We start from the raw sequence: 20,585 nt of genomic DNA, 5'->3' as shown, positions 1-20,585 counted from the left end.
GGTCAGGCGTCGATGGCTTGCGGCGCGGCGGTCGGCACGATGAAGGCTGGCGGCGGCGGGGTGCCGGCCGATTGCGTCAGGATTTCGTAGCCGGTTTCGGTCACCAGTACCGTGTGTTCCCACTGCGCCGACAGGCTGCGGTCCTTGGTCTTGATGGTCCAGCCGTCGCCCATCTCGCGGATTTCGCGGCGGCCGGCGTTGATCATGGGTTCGACCGTGAAGATCATGCCGGGCACGAGTTTCTCGAGCGTGCCGGGGCGGCCGTAGTGCAGCACCTGCGGCTCTTCGTGGAAGATCTTGCCGATGCCGTGGCCGCAGAATTCGCGCACCACGCTGTAGCCGGCCTTTTCGGCATGCTGCTGGATCACGTGGCCGATGTCGCCCAGATGCGCGCCGGGCTTGATCTTCGAGATGCCGAGCCACATGCATTCATAGGTGATTTCGCTCAGGCGGCGTGCCAGGATCGATGGTTCGCCAACGAAGAACATGCGGCTGGTGTCGCCATGGTAGCCATCCTTGATGACGGTGACGTCGATATTGATGACGTCGCCGTTCTTCAGCACCTTGTCGCCCGGAATGCCGTGGCAGATCACGTCGTTGACCGAGGTGCAGACCGATTTGGGGTAGGGCGTGTAGCCGGGCGGGCAATAGTTGAGCGGTGCCGGAATCGTGCCCTGCACGTTGACCATGTAGTCGTGGCACAGGCGGTCCAGCTCGCCGGTGGTGATGCCGGGCTTGACGAAGGGGGTGATGTAGTCGAGAACCTCGGAGCCGAGGCGGCCTGCGACGCGCATGCCGGCAATGTCTTCGGCGGTTTTGATGGTGATGTTGCTCATGGGGAATCCGGAAGTTGCTGAAATGTCAGCAATAATGTCAGCAATGAAAAGAAGAATGTTCAGGCGAGATTATAGACGAGCGTACGCCAGGGCGCCGCGTCCCGCATTGCAGGACTTGAAAAGGAATGGCATTCCGGGGTAGAATCTCGGGCTGCCCGGATCGGTTTTCGGGCGGTTGTTTGTAAATCGCGAATTCGCTCGCAAAGGGTGCCTGGCATGTTGCCGGGTGACTGAGCGGATTCCAGACCCTAACCCTGGAGAAATTCATGTCCGTCACCATGCGTGAAATGCTGGAAGCCGGTGTCCACTTCGGTCACCAAACGCGCTTCTGGAACCCCAAGATGGCCCCTTATATTTTCGGTCATCGCAACAAGATCCATATCGTCAACCTGGAAAAAACCCTGGGTATGTACCAGGAGGCGATGAAGTATGTTCGCCAGCTGTCCGCCAACCGCGGCACCGTGCTGTTCGTCGGCACCAAGCGTCAGGCGCGTGAGCTGATCGCGGCCGAGGCGCAACGCGCCGGCATGCCTTTCGTCGACCAGCGCTGGCTCGGCGGCATGCTGACCAACTTCAAGACCATCAAGACCTCGATCAAGCGCCTGAAGGAAATGGAAGCTGCGATCGAAGACGGTTCGGTCGCCAAGCTGAGCAAGAAGGAAGCGCTGATGTTCGAGCGCGAGAAGGTCAAGCTGGAAAAATCCATCGGCGGCATCAAGGACATGGGCGGCATTCCCGACGCCATCTTCGTGATCGACGTCGGCTACCACAAGGGCACGATCACCGAAGCCGCCAAGCTCGGCATTCCGGTCATCGGCGTGGTTGATACCAACCACTCGCCGGAAGGCGTGACCTACGTGATCCCGGGCAACGACGACTCGTCGAAGGCGATCACCCTGTACGCTCGCGGCGTGGCTGACGCCATTCTCGAAGGCCGTGCCAATGCAGCAACCGAACTGGTCGAATCGATCAAGGGCGGCGACGATTTCGTCGAGGTCAGCGAACAGGCGTAATGCCCTGCCTCTGATGACTCGCGCGTCAGGACCAAAGGGGCAACGATCGTTCGCCCCTTTTTTTCGGGCGCGTTTTGAAATACACATTTTGAACGCGGATTTTTGAACGTGTTTGAATCGATGGCGTCAGAAAGACGTCGATTGCAAGGAGATTTGTAATGGCAGCAATTACTGCAGCACTGGTTGGTGAACTGCGCGCACGTACCGACGCGCCCATGATGGAATGCAAGAAGGCGCTGACCGAAGCCGACGGCGACATGGAACGTGCGGAAGAGATCCTGCGCGTCAAGCTCGGCAGCAAGGCATCCAAGGCCGCTTCGCGCGTGACCGCAGAAGGCGTGATCGCCACCTACGTGTCCGGCAATGTCGGCGCGATGGTCGAAGTCAACTGCGAAACCGATTTCGTCACCAAGAACGACGACTTCCTGGGCTTTGCCAACGCGCTGGCCAAGGCAGTTGCCGAGGCCAATCCGGCTGACGTGGCTGCGCTGTCGGCAGTCAAGCTGGGCGACAAGACCGCCGAGGAAACCCGTACCGAACTGATCGGCCGTATCGGCGAGAACATGTCGATCCGCCGTTTCGTGCGTTTCGATACCACCGGCAAGCTGGCTGCCTACCTGCACGGTACGCGCATCGGCGTGATCGTCGATTTCGACGGTGCCGAAGACCAGGTCGGCAAGGATGTGGCCATGCACATCGCCGCCATGAAGCCGGTGTCGCTGGCTTCGTCCGACGTGCCGGCCGATCTGATCGCCAAGGAGCGTTCGGTTGCCGAGCAGAAAGCTGCCGAGTCGGGCAAGCCGGCCGATATCGTCACCAAGATGGTCGAAGGTTCCGTGCAGAAATACCTGAAAGAGGTTTCGCTGCTGAACCAGCCGTTCGTCAAGAACGACAAGCAGACCGTCGAGCAGATGCTCAAGGAAGCCAAGACCACGGTGAAGTCCTTCACGATGTACGTGGTTGGCGAAGGCATCGAGAAGAAACAGGATGACTTTGCTGCCGAAGTGGCGGCGCAAGTAGCAGCGGCAAAACAGGCGTAGTAAAAAAATCGGGCCGGAAGGCCCGTTTTTTTCACATCATCAAGTATGCTTTGATGTGACAAACGATTAAGATTCGTCTGCATGTGGCAAACCGGTGCATGCGCCGGCTGTAATAACAACGAACAAGAACTGAACTGTCCCGGAAGAGCCGGGCAAGACAAGGAATGCAGCCAATGACAACTCCAGCATACAAACGTGTCCTCCTCAAACTGTCGGGAGAAGCGTTGATGGGAGATGATCCATACGGAATCAATCGGGCCACCATCGAAAGAATGGTCGCCGATGTGTCGGAAGTGGCAAAACTGGGCGTGGAACTGGCGATTGTGATCGGCGGCGGCAACATTTTCCGTGGCGTCGCACCGGGTGCGCAGGGCATGGATCGCGCCACGGCCGATTACATGGGCATGCTGGCCACCGTCATGAACTCGCTGGCGCTGGCCGATGCCATGCGGCAAGTCGGCATGACGGCCCGTGTGATGTCGGCCATCGGCATCGAGCAGGTGGTCGAACCCTATGTGCGTCCCAAGGCGCTGCAATACCTGGAAGAGGGCAAGATCGTGGTGTTCGCGGCCGGTACCGGCAACCCGTTCTTCACCACCGATACCGCCGCCGCGCTGCGCGGTTCGGAAATCGGCGCCGAGGTCGTGCTCAAGGCGACCAAGGTAGATGGCGTCTATAGCGCAGACCCCAACAAGGATCCGTCTGCCACGCGCTATGCGACGATCAGCTTCGACGAAGCCATTTCCAAGCACCTGCAGGTCATGGACGCCACCGCCTTTGCGCTGTGCCGCGACCAGCGCCTGCCGATCAAGGTATTCTCCATCGTCAAGCCGGGCGCGTTGAAGCGCGTCGTGCTGGGCGAAGACGAGGGTACGCTGGTCCACGTGTGATAGCGTACGGTTTGCCGAACGGCAAATGCTTCATCAATCAATAATCCGGATTCAACTCGCAGCAAGAAGAGGAGAGCAGTAAATGTCTGTTGCAGATGCAAAGAAGACCGCCGAGCAGAAGATGCAGAAATCGATCGAGACGCTGAAGGCCGACCTGGCCAAGGTGCGCACCGGCCGTGCCCACGTCGGCATTCTCGATCACGTGACGGTCGACTACTACGGTAATCCCACGCCGATCAACCAGGTCGCAAGCCTGACGCTGGTTGACGCGCGCACCATCGGCGTGCAGCCGTTCGAGAAGAAAATGGGCGCTGCTATCGAAAAGGCAATCCGCGAAGCCGATCTCGGCCTCAATCCGTCGTCGCAGGGCGATCTGATCCGCGTGCCAACGCCGCCGCTCAACGAAGAGCGCCGCCGCGAAATGGTGAAACTGGTCAAGACCGAAGCGGAAGACGCGAAGATCGCGATCCGCAACATTCGCCGCGATGCCAACGAGACCCTGAAGAAGCTGCTGAAGGACAAGGAGTGCTCGGAAGACGATGAGCGCCGCGCACAGGACGACGTGCAGAAGCTGACCGATCGTTTCGTGGCCGAAGTCGATAAACTGGTGGTCGAGAAGGAAAAAGAGGTCATGACGGTTTGAGCAGGCCCCCGTTTTCTTTTTCCGTTTTCTCCAATTTGCCTGTCACCCTATGACGTCCAAGAGTTCAACCCAGGTCGTGCCGGAAACATCGGCTGTGCCGCGTCATATCGCCATCATCATGGATGGCAACGGACGCTGGGCGACCAAACGCTTCATGCCGCGCGTGGCGGGCCACGTCAAGGGCGTGGAAGCCGTGCGCGGCGTGGTTGAGGCCTGCGCCCGCCAGGGTGTCGAGTACGTCACTTTCTTTGCCTTCAGTTCCGAAAACTGGCGTCGTCCGGCCGACGAGGTCTCGACCCTGATGCGCCTGTTCGTCACCGCGCTCGAACGCGAGGTGTCGAAGATGCACGCCAACGGCATTCGTCTGAAGATCGTCGGCGACCTGAGCCGTTTCGACGACAAGCTGCAGAAGCTGATCGCCAGCGCCGAGCGCAAGACGGCCGCCAACACCGGACTGACGGTCACGGTGTGCGCCAATTACGGCGGCCGCTGGGACATCATGCAGGCCGTCAATCGCATGATCGCCGACAATCCGGGCGCTGCCGGTTTCGGCGAGGAAGAGCTGGCGCCGTATCTGGCGCTGGCTTATGCGCCCGAGCCGGACCTGTTCATCCGCACCGGCGGCGAGGAGCGCATCTCCAACTTCCTGCTCTGGCAACTGGCGTATACCGAGCTGTATTTCACCGATACCTACTGGCCCGATTTCGACGCCGATGCGCTGGGGCTGGCGATCTCCTCCTACCAGCAACGCGAACGTCGTTTCGGCCGTACCAGTCAACAGGTTGTCGAGCAAATGGCGGTCGCCAAATGCTGAGGACCCGCATCATCACGGCAGTCGTTCTGCTGATCGTGCTGCTGGCGGTGCTGTCTTCCGGTTCATGGCTGGCCTTTGCGGTGCTGACCGGAGCCTTCTTTGCCGTCGCCTCGTGGGAATGCCTGCGCCTGTTCGGCAACCGCCAGCCCTTGTTCGGCGCCGCGATCTGGGTCGCGGCCTTCGCCTGGCTGGTCTATAACGGCAACTACAACCAGAGCATCCTGCTGCCCGCGATCTGCGTGGCGATCTGGGCCGCGCGCCTGACGCCCTCGCTGGCCATCGGCCTGCCGCCGCAGGACAGCATGAACGGGCGTTTCCTGACCGGCATTTACGGCATTGCGCTGCTCGGCGCCTTCCTCGGCATCCTGGCGCTGTTCGCGCATTCGGTGCTCTACATGTTCTCGGTCATGATGCTGGTCTGGATCGCCGACGTCGGCGCCTATTTCAGCGGCAAGGCTTTCGGCAAGCGCAAGCTGGCGCCGTCCATCTCGCCCGGCAAGTCGTGGGAAGGCGCAATCGGCGGCGCGCTGCTGGTGCTGGCGGCGGGCTTTGCCTCGCTCGCCGTGCCGGCACTCGAAGACACCTTTGCCGTGCAGCTGTTCCGCCACTGGGGCGTGGCCGGCATGGCGGCGGTGCTGATCCTGATGGTCGCCGCCAGCATCGTCGGCGACCTGTTCGAATCCCAACTCAAGCGCCGTGCCGGCATGAAGGACAGCAGCAATCTTCTGCCCGGCCACGGCGGCGTGCTCGATCGTCTGGATGCGCTGATTCCGACGGTGCCGCTTGCCGTTCTGTTCAGCCACTGGATGTAAGGTTTTCATGCAGCACATCACCATTCTCGGTTCGACCGGGTCCATCGGCGTATCGACGCTGGACGTCGTGGCGCGGCATCCGGACCGTTACCGCATCTTTGCGTTGACGGCACAGAACCGGGTCGAGGAACTGGCGGCGCAATGCGAGCGCTTTCATCCCGAGGTGGCCGTGGTTGGTTCGGCCGATGCGGCGCAGCGCCTGGAAGCGCTGCTGCGGGAGCGAAAGGTGACTACGGCAGTCGCCTTTGGCGAGTCGGCACTGTGCGCGGCCGTGACGGCCGATGGCTGCGATACCGTGATGGCGGCCATCGTGGGCGGTGCAGGTCTGGCGCCAACGCTGGCGGCGGCGTGCGCCGGCAAGAAGATCTTGCTGGCGAACAAGGAGGCGCTGGTGATGTCTGGCCCTCTGTTCATGGATGCGGTGACGGCCAGCGGCGCCGTGCTGATGCCGATCGACAGCGAGCACAACGCCATTTTCCAGTGTCTGCCGCAGCACTACACGCGCACCCCGACGGCGCACGGCATAGAGAAGATCATGCTGACCGCCTCGGGCGGCCCCTTCCTGACGCGGCCGCTCGATACCTTCGACAGCGTGACCTGCGAGGAGGCGGTGGCGCATCCGAAATGGGTGATGGGGCGCAAGATTTCGGTCGATTCCGCCACCATGATGAACAAGGGGCTGGAAGTCATCGAGGCCCATTATCTGTTTGGCATGCCGGCATCCGCCATCGAGGTCGTGATTCATCCGCAAAGCGTGGTGCATTCGATGGTGTCGTATGCCGACGGTTCGGTGCTGGCGCAGCTCGGCAACCCGGACATGCGCACGCCGATCGCGCACGCGCTGGCCTATCCCGAACGCATCGCCTCGGGCGTGGCGCCGATCGATCTGGTGCAGATCGCGCAACTGACCTTCGTGGCGCCCGACATGCGGCGTTTTCCGTGCCTGAAACTGGCGTATGATGCATTGCACGCGGGCGGTTCCGCGCCGGCCGTGTTGAATGCCGCGAACGAGATTGCGGTCCAGGCCTTCCTTGATCGTCGCATCGGTTTCCGTGCGGTCTGCGATCTCATTGCTCGCGTGATGGATGCGTTGCCTGCCAGCCCGGTTGACGACATCGCATCGGTCTTCGAACTCGACAGACGCGCGCGCGAACTGGCCCATACCCTTATTCAGTCATGACATTGCTGCAAACCATACTTGCCTTTGCCGTCGTCCTCGGCGTCCTGATCGTCGTGCACGAGCTTGGGCACTATCTGGTGGCGCGCTGGTGCGGCGTCAAGGTGCTGCGCTTCTCGGTCGGCATGGGCAAGGTCGTCTGGTCGCGTCGCTTCGGCCCCGATCAGACCGAGTGGGCGGTTTCCATTCTGCCCCTGGGTGGCTACGTGAAAATGCTCGATGCGCGCGAAGGCGATGGCATGGTCATTTCTCCGGAAGACACCAAACGTGAATTCACGAGCCAATCCGTATGGCGCCGCATTGCGATCGTGGCGGCGGGTCCGATCGCCAATTTCCTGCTGGCGATCCTGGTGTTTGCCGCGCTGTACGTGCATGGCATTCCGGAACCCGCGCCCAAGCTGAGGGCGCCGGCCGAGCAGACGGCCGCCTATCAGGCCGGATTGCGCGGCGGCGAGCGCGTGCTCAAGGTCGATGGCGAAGCCGTCCATGTCTGGAATGAATTGCGCTGGTCGCTGGTACAGGCAGTGGTGGACCGCAAGCCGGCGCTGCTGGAAGTGGCGCCGTCGAACGATGATGGGGCGGTGCGCACGGTCGTGCTGCCGGTGGCCGGCGTGTCGACCGAGGAGCTCGAAGGCGATTTCCTCGGCAAGCTCGGACTGGACGTGGCGCGTCCGCCGCCGGTGCTGGGCAAGGTGGTGCCGGACGGTGCCGCAGATCGCGCCGGTTTGAAGGAGGGCGATCTGGTGCTTGCCATCGACGGCAAAGCGGTGCCGGACGGACTGGCGCTGGTCGAGACGATCCGCGACGCACCCGAACGCAATCTGCTGGTCGATCTGCAGCGCGACGGACAGCCGCTGACGCTGCGTCTGACGCCCGAGCGCGTCGAGCAGGACGGTCAGGCAATCGGCCGCGTCAAGGTCGAGGTGTCGATGATGCCGGAGATGGTCAGCGAAGGCGTCAACCCGCTGGCGGCGCTCGTCAAGGGCGTGGTCAAGACCTGGGATACCAGCGTCATGACGCTCAAGATGGTCGGCAAGATGATCGTGGGCGAAGTGTCGTGGAAGAACGTGACCGGACCGATCACGATCGCCGATTACGCGGGGCAGACCGCACGTATCGGCCTGGTCAGTTATCTGAGCTTCATCGCCTTCGTCAGCATCAGTCTGGGCGTGATGAATCTGCTTCCCATTCCGGTGCTGGATGGGGGGCATTTGCTGTATTATGCTGTGGAAGTTTTGACGGGCCGTCCGGTCTCCGAGCGTGTAGGCGCGATTGCGCAGCGCGCGGGCATAGGAGTGCTGATGACCCTGATGCTGGTGGCGGTCTTCAACGACATCAACCGGCTTGTTTCTTGAACGATGCCGCTTGAAGCATCGTCCTACAAGGTAACCTTATCCCGACACCAATGAAATTACATTCCGAGCGTTTTTCCTTGCCGATTTTCCCCCGTCGTCTCGTTGCCATCGCCGCCTTCGCACTGTGCTCCGGTTATGCCCAGGCGGCCGAACCTTTCACCGTCAAGGACATTCGCGTCGAAGGAATCCAGCGTACCGAAGCCGGTACCGTCTTCAGTTATCTGCCGGTGCGTGTGGGCGATACCTTTACCGACGAGAAGGGCGCCGATGCGATCCGCGCTCTGTACGCGACCGGCTTCTTCAAGGATGTGCGCATCGAGGTCGAGAACGACGTGCTGGTGGTGTTCCTCGAGGAACGCCCGGCGATCGCCAGCGTGGAATTCACGGGCACCAAGGAATTCGACAAGGAACAACTGACCAAGGCCCTCAAGGAAATCGGCGTCGGCGAATCGCGCATCTATGACAAGGCGCTGGTTGACCGTGCCGAGCAGGAGCTGAAACGCCAGTACCTGTCGCGCGGCCTGTACGGCGTCTCGATCACGACCACCGTCACGCCGCTCGAGCGCAACCGCGTCTCGGTCACCTTCGCGGTGGAAGAGGGCGACGTGGCGCGCATCAAGAGCATCAATGTGATCGGTGCCAAGGCCTACAAGGAAAAGGAACTGGTCAACAACCTGAGCCTGCGCACGCCGGGCTGGTTTACCTGGTATTCCAAGGCCGACCAGTATTCCAAGCAGAAGTTGGCGGGCGATATCGAGAAGCTGAAGTCCTTCTACCAGAACAACGGCTACATCGAGATGCGCGTCGATTCGACGCAGGTCTCGATCTCGCCCGACAAGAAAGACATCTTCATCACCATCAACATCACCGAAGGCGAGAAGTACACGGTATCGGACGTGCAGATCGAAGGCGAAACCCTGGGCCGCAAGGATGAACTGGCCTCGCTGGTGCAGTTGAAGAAGGGCGATGTCTATTCGGGCGAGAAGCTGACCGCCAGCACCAAGGCGATTTCCGAGCGCATGGGCAACTTCGGTTACGCCTTCGCCAACGTCAACGCCAATCCGCAGATCAATCGCGAGAACAAGGAAGTCGCGTTCACCATCCTCATCGATCCGGGCAAGCGCGTCTATGTGCGCAACATCAACATCGGCGGCAACACCAAGACGCGCGACGAAGTGATTCGTCGCGAGATGCGCCAGTACGAACACTCGTGGTATGACGGCGAGAAGATCAAGCTCTCGCGCGATCGCATCGACCGTCTCGACTACTTCAACGACGTGACGATCGAAACGCCGGATGTGCCGGGCAGCGTGGATCAGGTCGACGTCAATGTTGGCGTGACCGAAAAGCCGACCGGCAACATCATGCTGGGTGCCGGTTTCTCGAGCAGCGAGAAGCTCACCCTGAGCGGCTCCATCAACCAGGCCAATGCCTTCGGCAGCGGCAACACGATCGGCATCGACGTCAATACCAGCCGCCTGAACCGCACGATCGCGCTGTCGAGCACCAACCCGTACTTCACGGAAGACGGCATCAGCCGCACCTACGAACTGTTCACGCGTACCACGCGCCCGCCAACGATCAGCACCGGTGACTACCGCTTCCGCAGCACCGGCGGCAGCATCCGCTTTGGCGTGCCATTCTCGGAAGTGGATCGCGTCTTCTTCGGCGCCGGCGTCGAGCGCACGGAAGTGGAGGTCTATACGAGTTCGGATCCGTATTACAACAGTCCGGATCGCTTCAAGAGATATGTGGAGCGCATGGACCCGAGCATCGATACCTCGGCGAACGGAACCTACAAGGCGTCGGCCCTGGGCATTCCATTGACGGTGGCATGGCAGCGCGACAGCCGCGACAGCGCGCTGGTACCGACCAAGGGCCGCTATCAACGCGCCAACTTCGAGGTTTCGCCCGCCGGCGATTCCAAGTATTACCGTGCCACGTATCAGCACCAGTATTTCATGCCGCTGTTCTCTGCCAGCACGCTGGCGCTGAACGGTGAAATCAACTACGGCAAAGGGATCGGCGACAAGGGTTACCCGATCTTCAAGAACTTCTATGCCGGTGGTATCGGTTCGGTGCGTGGCTATGAAAGTGCGTCGCTCGGTCCGAAAGACCAAAATGGCGATCCATATGGCGGTTCGGCGCGTCTGATCCTGAACGCGGAACTGCAGTTCCCGTTCCCGGGTTCCGGAACCGATCGTACTCTGCGCTGGTTCGTGTTTACCGATGCCGGTAACGTCTATAACACCGATGAAAAAGCTGGTCCGAAAACGAGTTTCGGCAGCGATCTCAAGTATTCTGTCGGTATCGGTCTGAGCTGGGTGTCGCCGATCGGCCCGCTCAAGCTGAGCTTCGGCAAGGCTCTGAATCCGAACAAGGATGGCAGACCCGAAACACGTGACGAAACACAGGCCTTCCAGTTCCAACTGGGTACAGGCTTCTGATCATCTGAGGCATAATATTCGTTTGATGATCGCAACATGAAATGCGGAGAACAATCTTGAAGGCAACTTTTACCTCATCAGTCATCACCAAGGGCGCGGCGGTCATGCTGTCGGCTTTCTGCCTGATTTCCCCGGCGCAAGCTCAGGAGTCGGCAAAGATCGGCTTCATCAGCACCGAGCGCGTGTTCCGCGAAGCCGCGCCTTACAAGGCCGCGCAGGCACGACTCGAGCAGGAATTTTCGCGTCGCCAGAAGGAATTGCAGGATATGGCGACCCGCCTGAAGAGCGCTGCCGACAAGTTCGACAAGGATGCGCCGGTGCTGTCCGAATCGGATCGCGTGCGCCGTCAGCGTGAGCTGTCCGACATGGACCGCGACCTGCAGCGCCGCCAGCGCGAGTTCCAGGAAGACCTGAGCCAGCGCCGCAATGAAGAGACCGCCGGCGCCATCGACCGTACCAACAAGGTCATCAAGCAGATTGCCGAAGCAGAGAAGTTCGACATCGTCCTGCAGGAAGCGGCTTATGTCAGCAACCGCATCGATATCACCGACAAGGTCATCAAGGCACTCGCCAAGTAAACGGACAAGGCAACGATGAGCACTCGACTGGGTGATTTGGTCGAACGCTTGGGTGGCCGACTGATAGGCGATGCCGACCTGACCGTGGTTGGCATCGCACCATTGAACGACGCCGATGCGTCGCACATCACTTTCCTCTCCAATCCCAAGCTGAGAACGCAGGCGGCGCAGACGCGTGCAGCCTGCCTGATCCTTTCCGACAAGGACAACGAGGCGATCGGTGCCGATTACGCCGGCGCGCGCATCGTTACCGCCAACCCGTACGCCTACTTTGCGCATGCGGCGCAGTATTTCGTCGCGCTGGCAGCGCCTGCGAGGGAAGCAGGTATTCATCCTTCCGCCTTCGTCGATCCGACTGCCAGTGTCGCGCCTTCGGCTGTCGTTGGTCCGCATGTGGCCATCGGTGCCGGCGCGGTGGTGGAAGACGATTGCGTGATCGAAGCCGGTTGCGTGATTGGGCGCAACGCATATGTGGGTCCGGGCACGCATTTTCATCCGCGCGTGAGTTTCCTGGATGGATGCCGCATCGGCGCGCGCGGCATCATCCAGTCAGGCGCGGTGATCGGCGCCGATGGCTTCGGCTTTGCCAACGAAGGCGGCGCGTGGGTCAAGATTCCGCAGACCGGCGCGGTGCGCATCGGCGACGACGTGGAGATCGGCGCCAATACCTCGATCGACCGCGGCGCGCTGGCCGACACCGTGATCGAGGATGGCGTCAAGCTCGACAACCAGATCCAGATCGGCCACAACTGCCATATCGGCGCGCACACGGCGATGGCCGGCTGCGTCGGCGTGGCCGGCAGCGCCGTGATCGGCAAGTACTGTACCTTTGGCGGTGCGGCCATGGTGCTCGGCCACCTGACGATCGCCGACAAGGTGCACATCTCGTCCGGCAGCCTGGTGTCGCGCTCGATCCACGAGCCGGGGCAATATACGGGCTTCTATCCGCTGGCAAAGAATGCCGAATGGGAAAAATCCGCCGTCATCGTGCGCAATCTGGCCGCGATGCGTGAGAAAATCCGGGAACTCGAAAAAACCATCAAATCGCCTGGCGATCAAACGAAACCGAAAATCGCAGAATGAACACTCCAGTCAGCAAGACCCTCGACATCAACCAGATCAAACAGTACCTGCCGCACCGTTATCCGCTGCTGCTGGTTGACCGCGTGTTGACGTGGGAGTCGGGCAAATCGATCACCGCGATCAAGAACGTCACCGCCAACGAGGAATTCTTCAACGGCCATTTCCCGCACAAGCCGGTCATGCCGGGCGTGCTGATGATCGAGGCGCTGGCGCAGACCGCCGCCTTGCTGTCCTTCCTGACCATGGGCCTGAAGCCGGATGACAACAGCGTCGTCTATTTCGTCGGCATCGACGGCGCGCGCTTCAAGCGTCCGGTCGAGCCGGGCGATCAATTGAAGATGGACGTCGAGATCCTGCGCAACGCGCGCGGCATCTGGAAATACCAGGCGGTCGGCTCGGTTGACGGGCAGGTCGCGCTGGAAGCCGAACTCATGTGCACCATGCGCACCATCAGCGACGCTGCACCGGCAGCGGGACAGTAAACATGGCGATCCATCCGACCGCGCTGGTTGATCCTGCCGCCAAGGTCGATGCGTCGGTAGAGATCGGCGCCTATACGGTCGTCGGCCCGCACGTGCAGATCGGCGCCGGTACGCGTATCGGCCCGCACGTCGTGATCGAAGGCCACACCACGATCGGCCGCGACAACCATATCTTCCAGTTCGCTTCCATCGGCGCTGCGCCGCAGGACAAGAAGTACGCGGGTGAGCCGACGCAGCTGATCATCGGCGACGGCAACACCATCCGCGAATTCGTCACCATCAACCTCGGTACTGTGCAGGACGGAGGCATCACGCGCCTGGGCAGCAACAACTGGATCATGGCCTACGTGCACATCGCGCACGACTGCCAGCTCGGCGACAACATCATTCTCGCCAACAATGCGACGCTGGCTGGCCACGTGCATCTGGGCGACTGGGTGTTCCTCGGCGGCTTCACCTCGGTGCACCAGTTCTGTCATATCGGCGCGCATGCGATGACCGCCTTCACGGCCGCCGTCAGCCAGGACGTGCCACCGTTCGTGACGGCGGCGGGCAATCGTGCAGCACCGGCCGGCATCAACAGCGAAGGCCTAAAGCGCCGCGGCTTCAGCAGCGAGCAGATCGCGGCGATCAAGCGCGGCTACCGCATCGTCTATCGTTCGGGCCTGCCGCTCGACGAGGCCAAGGCCGCGCTGCAGCAGGAAGAGCAGAAATCGCCGGACGCCGCCGCCTATCTCAAGCAGTTGCGCGAATTCATAGACGCATCGCCCCGTGGCATCATTCGCTGAAAAACAGGCAGGCCTCTCGGTCGCCATGGTGGCGGGCGAGACTTCCGGCGACCTGTTGGCCGGGCGCCTGCTGTCCGGCCTGCGGCCGCGCCTGCCCGATGCGCACATGCACGGCATCGGCGGTCCGGCGATGGCGAAGTACGGCTTCGTCAGCGACTTCCCGATGGAAAAACTCTCGGTACGCGGGCTGTTCGAGGTGCTCGCGCATTACCGCGAGATCAAGGGCATCCAGAACACACTGCGCGACCAGCTGCTCGCGGAGCGGCCGGCCGTCTTCATCGGCGTCGATGCGCCGGATTTCAACCTCGGACTGGAAGCGCAGCTCAAGGATGCCGGCATCCCGACCGTGCATTTCGTCGGCCCCTCGATCTGGGCCTGGCGCGGCGGCCGCATCAAGAAGATCGCGCGCTCGGTGTCGCACATGCTGGTGATCTTTCCGTTCGAGGAAGAGATCTACCGCAAGGCCGGCATTCCGGCCACCTACGTCGGCCATCCGCTGGCGCAGGTGATCCCGATGGAGCCGGACCAGGCGGCGGCACGCGCCGAACTCGGTCTGCCACAGGAAGGGCGCGTGGTCGCGATCCTGCCGGGTAGCCGCATGTCCGAACTCAAATACAATGCGGCCGCCTTCGTCGGTGCCGCCAAGCTGCTGTTGCAGCGCGATCCGTCGCTGCGCTTCGTGGCGCCGATGGCGGGCGAGACGCGGCATCGCTACTTCCAGGAACTGATCGCGCAGGCCGGCCTGCAGGACGTGCCGCTGCTGATCGCCGACGGCAAGTCGCATGCCGCGCTGGCAGCGGCCGACGCGGTGCTGGTCGCTTCCGGCACCGCCTCGCTCGAGGTGGCACTGTTCAAGAAGCCGATGGTGATCGCCTACAAGATGATGCGCGCTTCGTGGCACGTGCTGCGGCACATGGGATACCAGCCGTGGATCGGCCTGCCGAACATCCTCGCGCGTGAATTTCTGGTGCCGGAATTGCTGCAGGATGCCGCTACGCCGCAGGCGCTGGCCGACGCGATGTGGCTGCAGCTCGAGGACGCCGCGCATCGCGAGCGTCTGCGGCAGCGCTTCGTCGAGATGCACTTCAGCCTGCTGCGCGACACGGCGGGCGAGAGCGCGCAGGCGGTCATGAACCTGATCGACCGCACGGGCAGCCTGGACTAGGATGGCAACCATGAAGAAAACGCGCCAGCTCAGCATGTCCCTGTTCTCGGTTTGCGAGGACGACATCGTCTGCGGCGTCGATGAAGCAGGCCGCGGGCCGCTCGCCGGGCCGGTGTTCGCGGCGGCCGTGATCCTCGATCCCAGGCGCCCGATCCGAGGCCTGCGCGACTCCAAGAAGCTGACCGAGGCGCGCCGCGACGAACTGGCCGTGCAGATCAAGGAGCGTGCGCTGGCGTGGTCGATCGCGCAGTGCTGCGAGAAGGAAATCGATACCCACAACATCCTGCAGGCGACCATGCTGGCGATGCGGCGCGCGGTCGAAGGCCTGCATATCGTGCCGACGCTGGCGCTGATCGACGGCAACCGCTGCCCGGTGATGAACGTTCGCACGGAGGCCGTGATCCAGGGCGACGACAAGGTCAGGGCGATCTCCGCCGCTTCCATCCTCGCCAAGACCGCACGCGATCACGCGCTGCGTCTGCTGCACGAACAGTATCCGCTCTACGGCTTCGACCAGCACAAGGGCTATCCGACCGAGCTGCATCTCGAACGCCTGCGCCTGCATGGCGTATCGCCCGTGCATCGCACCTCGTATGCGCCGGTGCGTGCGCTGCTGCAGCCGGCAGAGGCATCATGACGATCCGCTCGATCACTTCGCGCGACAATCCGCAATACAAGGAACTGCGGCGGCTGGCCGACAATGCGCAGGCGCGCCGCAAGGCCGGGCAATCGCTGCTCGACGGCGTGCACCTGTGCGACACCTGGCTGCGTCAGACCGGCATGCCCTTGCTGTGCGTGGTTGGTGAAAGTGCGCTGGCGAATCCGGAAGTGTCTGGAATCGTGCAGCGTTGCGAACAGGGCGACGCCAGGGTAGTCGCTCTGCCCGACGCCTTGTTTCATCCCCTGAGCCAGGTCGAGCATGGCGTCGATCTGCTGTTCGTGGTGGAAACGCCGGTGCCTGCTGCGCCGTCGGCATTGACGCAATCGTCGGTGCTGCTGGATCGCGTGCAGGACCCGGGCAATCTCGGTTCCATCCTGCGCAGCGCGGCCGCGGCCGGCGTGAAGCAGGTGTTCTGCAGCGCGGGCACGGTGCAGGCGTGGTCGCCCAGGGTCTTGCGCGCCGGCATGGGCGCGCACTTCGTGCTCGAGATTTTCGAGAATGCCGAACTGGCGCCGCTGGTAGCGAGCGCCGCAATTCCCGTCATCGCCACCAGTTCACATACCGAGCAGTCGCTGTACCAGCTCGATCTTTCGGCGCCGGTCGCCTGGCTCTTCGGCCACGAAGGGCAGGGTGTCGATGAAGCGCTGCTGGCGGCGGCGACGCATCGTGTGGCGATTCCGCATCTGGGCGAGGTCGAATCGCTCAACGTCGCGGCCAGTGCGGCCGTCTGCTTCTTCGAACAGGTCAGGCAGACGCTCGCACGCTGACCATATCGCAATTGCTTCAGCGGCCGTTGCTGCGGATTTCCTGCAGGATGGTCGCGGCGATTTCCTCGATGGACTTGGTGGTCGAGGACATCCAGCGTATCCCCTCGCGCTTCATCATTGTTTCCGCTTCGTTGACTTCATAACGGCAATTCGCAAGCGCCGCATACTTGCTGCCCGGCAGCCGCTCGTTGCGGATTTCGCTCAGGCGTTCGGGCGCGATCGACAGGCCGAACATCTTGTCGCGATAGGGCAGCAGGCTGGAGGGCAGCTTGCCGCGTTCGAAATCGTCCGGCGTCAGCGGATAGTTGGCGGCCTTGATGCCGTATTGCATCGCCAGGAACAGCGTGGTCGGCGTCTTGCCCGAGCGCGACACGCCGACCAGGATCACATCGGCTTCTTCCAGATTCTTGCTCGATTGCCCGTCATCGTGCGCCAGCGAAAAATTGATCGCTTCGATGCGGTTCTTGTATTCGGCCGAGTCGGTGCTGGTATGGCTGCGCCCGATGGTATGCATCGCCTTCAAGCCGAATTCCTGTTCCAGTGGAGCAATGAAAGTCCGGATCAGGTCCATGTACATGCCCTGCGAGCGGCGCAGGATATCGGAGAGTTCGTCCTTTACCAGCGTGGAAAAGACGATGGCGCGCTGGCCGTCGGCAATGCAGGTGGCGTTGATGGTGCGCAGCGCTTCCTCGGCCTTTTCGATCGAATCGATGAACGGCAGCCGGATCTGGCGCACGCGCACGTCGAACTGCGTGAGTACCGAATGGCCGAAGGTTTCGGCGGTGATACCGGTACCGTCCGAGACGAAGAAGACCGTGCGCAGAGCGGCTTGCTGGCTGGTGTCGGACATGGCGAGATGTAAGGCTGACGTAAGTAAATTGATCGTTTCGCGATCTTCCGCGACGCCCCGGATTCGGTAGAATATTTTTCAACTGCTCGTTCGTTTTGCCATAGGAGAATAGCAAAATGGCCGGCTGCAATGCACGCATGAAAATTTCTTCTCACCCCTGAAAGAGGTTTGGTATGTCAAAGGCATTACATCCGGAGAGTAGCGCTGTCGCATCCTCTCCGGACACCTATGTTATCCCCTTCGAACAGTTGCGCATGACCGATGTGATGTCGGTCGGCGGCAAGAATGCGTCGCTGGGCGAGATGATCAGCCAGTTGGCTGGCGCCGGCGTGCGCGTGCCCGGCGGCTTTGCGACGACGGCGCAGGCGTTTCGCGACTTTCTCTCGCATGCGCAGGGCGGCCCGAGTCTGGCGCAACGCATCGCCGACCGGCTCGACGGACTCGACGTCGATGATGTGCGCGCGCTGGCCGAAGCCGGCGTGCAGATTCGCGACTGGATCGTCGCCACGCCATTCCCGCCGCGCCTGCAGCAGGAGATCACGCAAAGTTATGCGGCGCTGACGCAGGATGCGGGCAATGCCTCGTTTGCGGTGCGTTCGTCGGCCACCGCCGAAGATCTGCCGGATGCCTCCTTTGCCGGGCAGCAGGAAACCTTTCTCAATGTGGTTGGCATCGACAATGTGCTGGAAGCGATCAAGCACGTCTTCGCCTCGCTCTACAACGACCGCGCGATTTCATATCGCGTCCACAAGGGGTATGTGCATGCCGATGTGGCACTGTCGGCCGGCGTGCAGCGCATGGTGCGCTCCGACCTCGGCGCGGCAGGCGTGATGTTTACGCTGGATACCGAGTCCGGTTTCAGCGATGTGGTCTTCATTACCTCGAGCTACGGTCTCGGCGAGACGGTGGTGCAGGGCGCGGTCAACCCCGACGAGTTCTATGTGCACAAGCCGATGCTGGCCGCAGGCAAGTCGCCGATCATTCGCCGCAATCTCGGCTCCAAGCTGATCAAGATGGAGTTCACGCAGGAAGCGCGTGCCGGCAGATCGGTGCGCACGGTTGACGTGCCGGACGAACTGCGCGACCGCTATTCGCTCACCGATGACGAGATCGTCGAACTGGCGCGCTATGCGGTCATCATCGAGCAGCATTACGGCCGGCCGATGGACATCGAATGGGGCAGGGACGGGCAGGACGGCAAACTCTACATTCTGCAGGCGCGTCCGGAGACCGTGAAGTCGCAGCAGGGCGCGACGGATATCCAGCAACGCTTTCGCATGAAGGGTAACGGCGTGGTGCTCGCGACCGGCCGCGCGATCGGCCAGAAGATCGGTTCCGGCCCGGTGCGCGTGATCCTCGATCCGGCCGACATGGAGCGCGTGCAGCCCGGCGACGTGCTGGTGGCCGACATGACAGATCCGAACTGGGAGCCGGTCATGAAGCGCGCCGCGGCCATCGTCACCAATCGCGGTGGGCGGACCTGCCACGCGGCGATCATCGCGCGCGAGCTGGGCGTGCCGGCCGTGGTCGGCTGCGGCAATGCGACCGAACTGTTGCGCGACAATGCACTGGTGACCGTCTCCTGCGCCGAAGGCGACGAGGGCAAGGTCTATGACGGGCTGCTGGAAACCGAGGTCACGGAATTCTCGCGCGGTGCCTTGCCCGAGTTGCCGCTGAAGATCACGCTCAATGTCGGCAACCCGCAACTGGCGTTCGAGTTCCAGGCGGTGCCGAACGCGGGTGTCGGCCTGGCGCGGCTGGAATTCATCATCAACAACAATATCGGCGTGCATCCGAAGGCGATCCTCGACTATCCGAAGATCGATGCCGATCTGAAGCGTGCGGTCGAGTCGGTCTCGCGCGGATACGCTTCGCCGCGCGACTTCTACATCGACAAGCTGGCCGAAGGCATCGCCACCATCGGCGGCGCGTTCTGGCCCAAGCCGGTGATCGTGCGCCTGTCCGACTTCAAGTCGAACGAGTACAAGAAGCTGATCGGCGGAACTCGTTACGAGCCCGACGAGGAAAATCCCATGCTCGGTTTTCGCGGCGTGGCGCGCTATCTGGCGCCGGACTTCGCGCAGGCGTTCGAGATGGAATGCATTGCGCTCAAGCGCGTGCGCGAGGACATGGGCCTGACCAACGTCGAGATCATGGTGCCCTTCGTGCGCACGCTGGGGCAGGCGGAGAAGGTCATCGCGCTGCTGGCGCAAAACGGACTCAAGCGCGGCGAGAACGGCCTGCGCATCGTCATGATGTGCGAGGTGCCGTCCAATGCGATCCTGGCCGAGGAGTTTCTCGACTACTTCGACGGCTTCTCGATCGGCTCCAACGATCTGACGCAACTGACGCTGGGACTCGACCGCGACTCGGGCATGGATATCCTTGCCGCCGATTTCGACGAGCGCGATCCGGCCGTGATGGCGATGTTCTCGCGCGCGATCGCGGCCTGCCGCAAGCACGGCAAGTACGTCGGCATCTGCGGGCAGGGGCCGTCCGACCATCCGGACTTTGCCGCCTGGCTGATGCAGGAGGGTATCGGTTCGCTGTCGCTCAATCCGGATTCCGTGGTGGAGACCTGGCAGGCACTGGCTGCAAGGCTGTAAAGCGAGCGCCTGCAAAACTAGTGCGCCGCCGGCTGGCGTTTTGTCCTACACTGCTCGTGTTGTCCGCATGAAAACATCCTTGAACGGATGAGCGGAGCAGGATGATGGGAGAAAATCGCGCATGAGTGACTGGATGATCTGGTTCATCGTGGCATGCGTGCTGGTTGGCCTGGAAATGGCGTCCGGCACGTTCTACCTGCTGATGATCGCCATCGGCGCGGCCGCCGGCGGCGTGGCGGCGCTGCTCGGGTTCGATGCGATGACGCAGACCGTGCTGGCGGCCGTTACCGCCGCGCTCGCCACCTTCGGCCTGCGGCGCAGCCGCTTTGCGCGTCCCAATGCGGTGGACGCCAGCCGCGATCCCAATGTGAATCTCGACGTCGGCCAGACGCTGGAAGTCGGCAACTGGCACGTCGTGCCGGGCGCGCCGGCCACCGCGCGCGCCCGTTATCGCGGCGCGCTGTGGGACGTGGAGCTGGCGGAGGGCGGCAATCCGGTTGAAGGCGCCTTCGTGATCCGGGAAGCGCGCGGCAACCGCCTGATCGTCACCAACGCCCATACAAGCCAATCTTGAGCAG

The 20,585-nt window shown here is 62.2% G+C and carries 20 protein-coding genes; 18 read left to right on the top strand and 2 right to left on the bottom strand.

Annotation, left to right across the window (positions count from 1 at the left end; translation table 11 throughout):
- Positions 1-2 precede the first annotated feature (2 nt).
- Positions 3-836: a type I methionyl aminopeptidase gene (gene map, locus IEV38_RS05295; RefSeq protein WP_188395127.1), complete on the bottom strand. Its 834-nt coding sequence runs from the start codon at positions 834-836 to the stop codon at positions 3-5.
- A 266-nt stretch (positions 837-1,102) separates the two neighbouring features.
- Here map and rpsB point away from each other — a divergent pair, with 266 nt between their 5' ends.
- The 16 genes from rpsB (at position 1,103) to IEV38_RS05215 (ending at position 16,551) form a co-directional block, all read left to right on the top strand.
- The gene (rpsB, locus tag IEV38_RS05290) at positions 1,103-1,849 is read left to right on the top strand and encodes a 30S ribosomal protein S2 (protein ID WP_188395126.1); all 747 of its coding nucleotides are present in this window, start codon (positions 1,103-1,105) and stop codon (positions 1,847-1,849) included.
- Between the two features lie 158 nt (positions 1,850-2,007).
- Positions 2,008-2,889: a translation elongation factor Ts gene (tsf, locus tag IEV38_RS05285; protein ID WP_188395125.1), complete on the top strand. Its 882-nt coding sequence runs from the start codon at positions 2,008-2,010 to the stop codon at positions 2,887-2,889.
- A 173-nt stretch (positions 2,890-3,062) separates the two neighbouring features.
- Positions 3,063-3,779 carry a UMP kinase gene (gene pyrH, locus IEV38_RS05280; RefSeq protein ID WP_188395124.1) on the top strand — a complete coding sequence of 239 codons (717 nt, stop codon included), beginning with the start codon at positions 3,063-3,065 and terminating at the stop codon, positions 3,777-3,779.
- 82 nt (positions 3,780-3,861) lie between these two features.
- Positions 3,862-4,422, top strand: a complete 561-nt coding sequence (frr, locus tag IEV38_RS05275) for a ribosome recycling factor (protein ID WP_188395123.1) — start codon at positions 3,862-3,864, stop codon at positions 4,420-4,422.
- Between the two features lie 49 nt (positions 4,423-4,471).
- Positions 4,472-5,236 carry a polyprenyl diphosphate synthase gene (gene uppS, locus IEV38_RS05270; protein WP_188395122.1) on the top strand — a complete coding sequence of 255 codons (765 nt, stop codon included), beginning with the start codon at positions 4,472-4,474 and terminating at the stop codon, positions 5,234-5,236.
- Entirely contained in the window at positions 5,230-6,048 is an 819-nt protein-coding gene (locus IEV38_RS05265) for a phosphatidate cytidylyltransferase (RefSeq protein WP_188395121.1), read from the top strand. Before uppS ends, IEV38_RS05265 begins: the two co-directional genes overlap by 7 nt.
- 7 nt (positions 6,049-6,055) lie before the next feature.
- Positions 6,056-7,228, top strand: a complete 1,173-nt coding sequence (gene ispC / locus IEV38_RS05260; protein ID WP_188395120.1) for a 1-deoxy-D-xylulose-5-phosphate reductoisomerase — start codon at positions 6,056-6,058, stop codon at positions 7,226-7,228.
- Entirely contained in the window at positions 7,225-8,580 is a 1,356-nt protein-coding gene (rseP, locus tag IEV38_RS05255) for an RIP metalloprotease RseP (protein ID WP_188395119.1), read from the top strand. Before ispC ends, rseP begins: the two co-directional genes overlap by 4 nt.
- A gap of 50 nt (positions 8,581-8,630) precedes the next feature.
- Positions 8,631-11,027, top strand: a complete 2,397-nt coding sequence (gene bamA / locus IEV38_RS05250) for an outer membrane protein assembly factor BamA (protein ID WP_188395118.1) — start codon at positions 8,631-8,633, stop codon at positions 11,025-11,027.
- 41 nt (positions 11,028-11,068) lie between these two features.
- The gene (locus IEV38_RS05245) at positions 11,069-11,605 is read left to right on the top strand and encodes an OmpH/Skp family outer membrane protein (protein ID WP_188395117.1); all 537 of its coding nucleotides are present in this window, start codon (positions 11,069-11,071) and stop codon (positions 11,603-11,605) included.
- A gap of 15 nt (positions 11,606-11,620) precedes the next feature.
- Positions 11,621-12,688, top strand: a complete 1,068-nt coding sequence (gene lpxD, locus IEV38_RS05240) for a UDP-3-O-(3-hydroxymyristoyl)glucosamine N-acyltransferase (protein ID WP_188395116.1) — start codon at positions 11,621-11,623, stop codon at positions 12,686-12,688.
- Positions 12,685-13,170, top strand: coding sequence for a 3-hydroxyacyl-ACP dehydratase FabZ (fabZ, locus tag IEV38_RS05235; protein WP_188395115.1), 486 nt, complete (start codon positions 12,685-12,687; stop codon positions 13,168-13,170). The genes lpxD and fabZ overlap by 4 nt, the downstream gene beginning before the upstream one ends.
- Before the next feature lie 2 nt (positions 13,171-13,172).
- A complete protein-coding gene (gene lpxA / locus IEV38_RS05230) occupies positions 13,173-13,958 on the top strand; it encodes an acyl-ACP--UDP-N-acetylglucosamine O-acyltransferase (protein WP_188395114.1) in 786 nt (261 codons plus the stop codon).
- Positions 13,942-15,123, top strand: coding sequence for a lipid-A-disaccharide synthase (gene lpxB, locus IEV38_RS05225; protein WP_188395113.1), 1,182 nt, complete (start codon positions 13,942-13,944; stop codon positions 15,121-15,123). Before lpxA ends, lpxB begins: the two co-directional genes overlap by 17 nt.
- 10 nt (positions 15,124-15,133) lie before the next feature.
- The gene (gene rnhB / locus IEV38_RS05220; protein WP_188395112.1) at positions 15,134-15,760 is read left to right on the top strand and encodes a ribonuclease HII; all 627 of its coding nucleotides are present in this window, start codon (positions 15,134-15,136) and stop codon (positions 15,758-15,760) included.
- Positions 15,757-16,551 (top strand): TrmH family RNA methyltransferase, encoded by a 795-nt coding sequence (locus IEV38_RS05215; protein ID WP_188395111.1) that lies wholly within the window; start codon positions 15,757-15,759, stop codon positions 16,549-16,551. Before rnhB ends, IEV38_RS05215 begins: the two co-directional genes overlap by 4 nt.
- Positions 16,552-16,567: 16 nt before the next feature.
- Here IEV38_RS05215 and ppsR read toward each other — a convergent pair whose 3' ends face one another.
- Positions 16,568-17,401, bottom strand: coding sequence for a posphoenolpyruvate synthetase regulatory kinase/phosphorylase PpsR (ppsR, locus tag IEV38_RS05210; RefSeq protein WP_188395110.1), 834 nt, complete (start codon positions 17,399-17,401; stop codon positions 16,568-16,570).
- Positions 17,402-17,574: 173 nt separating this feature from the next.
- Between ppsR and ppsA the strand changes: the two genes are divergently transcribed.
- Both ppsA and IEV38_RS05200 read left to right on the top strand, forming a co-directional pair.
- Positions 17,575-20,007 carry a phosphoenolpyruvate synthase gene (gene ppsA, locus IEV38_RS05205; RefSeq protein ID WP_188395109.1) on the top strand — a complete coding sequence of 811 codons (2,433 nt, stop codon included), beginning with the start codon at positions 17,575-17,577 and terminating at the stop codon, positions 20,005-20,007.
- 121 nt (positions 20,008-20,128) lie between these two features.
- Entirely contained in the window at positions 20,129-20,581 is a 453-nt protein-coding gene (locus IEV38_RS05200) for an NfeD family protein (protein WP_188395108.1), read from the top strand.
- Positions 20,582-20,585 lie beyond the last annotated feature (4 nt).

The organism is Oxalicibacterium flavum (genome assembly GCF_014635065.1).
Taxonomy (GTDB): domain Bacteria; phylum Pseudomonadota; class Gammaproteobacteria; order Burkholderiales; family Burkholderiaceae_D; genus Oxalicibacterium; species Oxalicibacterium flavum.
Note: the sequence above shows the minus strand (reverse complement) of the source record. Positions and strands in the feature narration are given on the sequence as shown.

Bases quoted from the DNA above. Each gene is read 5' to 3' on its own strand.
- bamA (WP_188395118.1), top strand. From the start codon at position 8,631: ATGAAATTACATTCCGAGCGTTTTTCCTTGCCGATTTTCCCCCGTCGT.
- IEV38_RS05265 (WP_188395121.1), top strand. From the start codon at position 5,230: ATGCTGAGGACCCGCATCATCACGGCAGTCGTTCTGCTGATCGTGCTG.
- ispC (WP_188395120.1), top strand. From the start codon at position 6,056: ATGCAGCACATCACCATTCTCGGTTCGACCGGGTCCATCGGCGTATCG.
- ppsR (WP_188395110.1), bottom strand. From the start codon at position 17,401: ATGTCCGACACCAGCCAGCAAGCCGCTCTGCGCACGGTCTTCTTCGTC.
- rnhB (WP_188395112.1), top strand. From the start codon at position 15,134: ATGAAGAAAACGCGCCAGCTCAGCATGTCCCTGTTCTCGGTTTGCGAG.
- map (WP_188395127.1), bottom strand. From the start codon at position 836: ATGAGCAACATCACCATCAAAACCGCCGAAGACATTGCCGGCATGCGC.
- uppS (WP_188395122.1), top strand. From the start codon at position 4,472: ATGACGTCCAAGAGTTCAACCCAGGTCGTGCCGGAAACATCGGCTGTG.
- frr (WP_188395123.1), top strand. From the start codon at position 3,862: ATGTCTGTTGCAGATGCAAAGAAGACCGCCGAGCAGAAGATGCAGAAA.
- IEV38_RS05215 (WP_188395111.1), top strand. From the start codon at position 15,757: ATGACGATCCGCTCGATCACTTCGCGCGACAATCCGCAATACAAGGAA.
- rpsB (WP_188395126.1), top strand. From the start codon at position 1,103: ATGTCCGTCACCATGCGTGAAATGCTGGAAGCCGGTGTCCACTTCGGT.
- pyrH (WP_188395124.1), top strand. From the start codon at position 3,063: ATGACAACTCCAGCATACAAACGTGTCCTCCTCAAACTGTCGGGAGAA.
- rseP (WP_188395119.1), top strand. From the start codon at position 7,225: ATGACATTGCTGCAAACCATACTTGCCTTTGCCGTCGTCCTCGGCGTC.
- lpxA (WP_188395114.1), top strand. From the start codon at position 13,173: ATGGCGATCCATCCGACCGCGCTGGTTGATCCTGCCGCCAAGGTCGAT.
- fabZ (WP_188395115.1), top strand. From the start codon at position 12,685: ATGAACACTCCAGTCAGCAAGACCCTCGACATCAACCAGATCAAACAG.
- tsf (WP_188395125.1), top strand. From the start codon at position 2,008: ATGGCAGCAATTACTGCAGCACTGGTTGGTGAACTGCGCGCACGTACC.
- ppsA (WP_188395109.1), top strand. From the start codon at position 17,575: ATGTCAAAGGCATTACATCCGGAGAGTAGCGCTGTCGCATCCTCTCCG.
- lpxD (WP_188395116.1), top strand. From the start codon at position 11,621: ATGAGCACTCGACTGGGTGATTTGGTCGAACGCTTGGGTGGCCGACTG.
- IEV38_RS05245 (WP_188395117.1), top strand. From the start codon at position 11,069: ATGCGGAGAACAATCTTGAAGGCAACTTTTACCTCATCAGTCATCACC.
- IEV38_RS05200 (WP_188395108.1), top strand. From the start codon at position 20,129: ATGAGTGACTGGATGATCTGGTTCATCGTGGCATGCGTGCTGGTTGGC.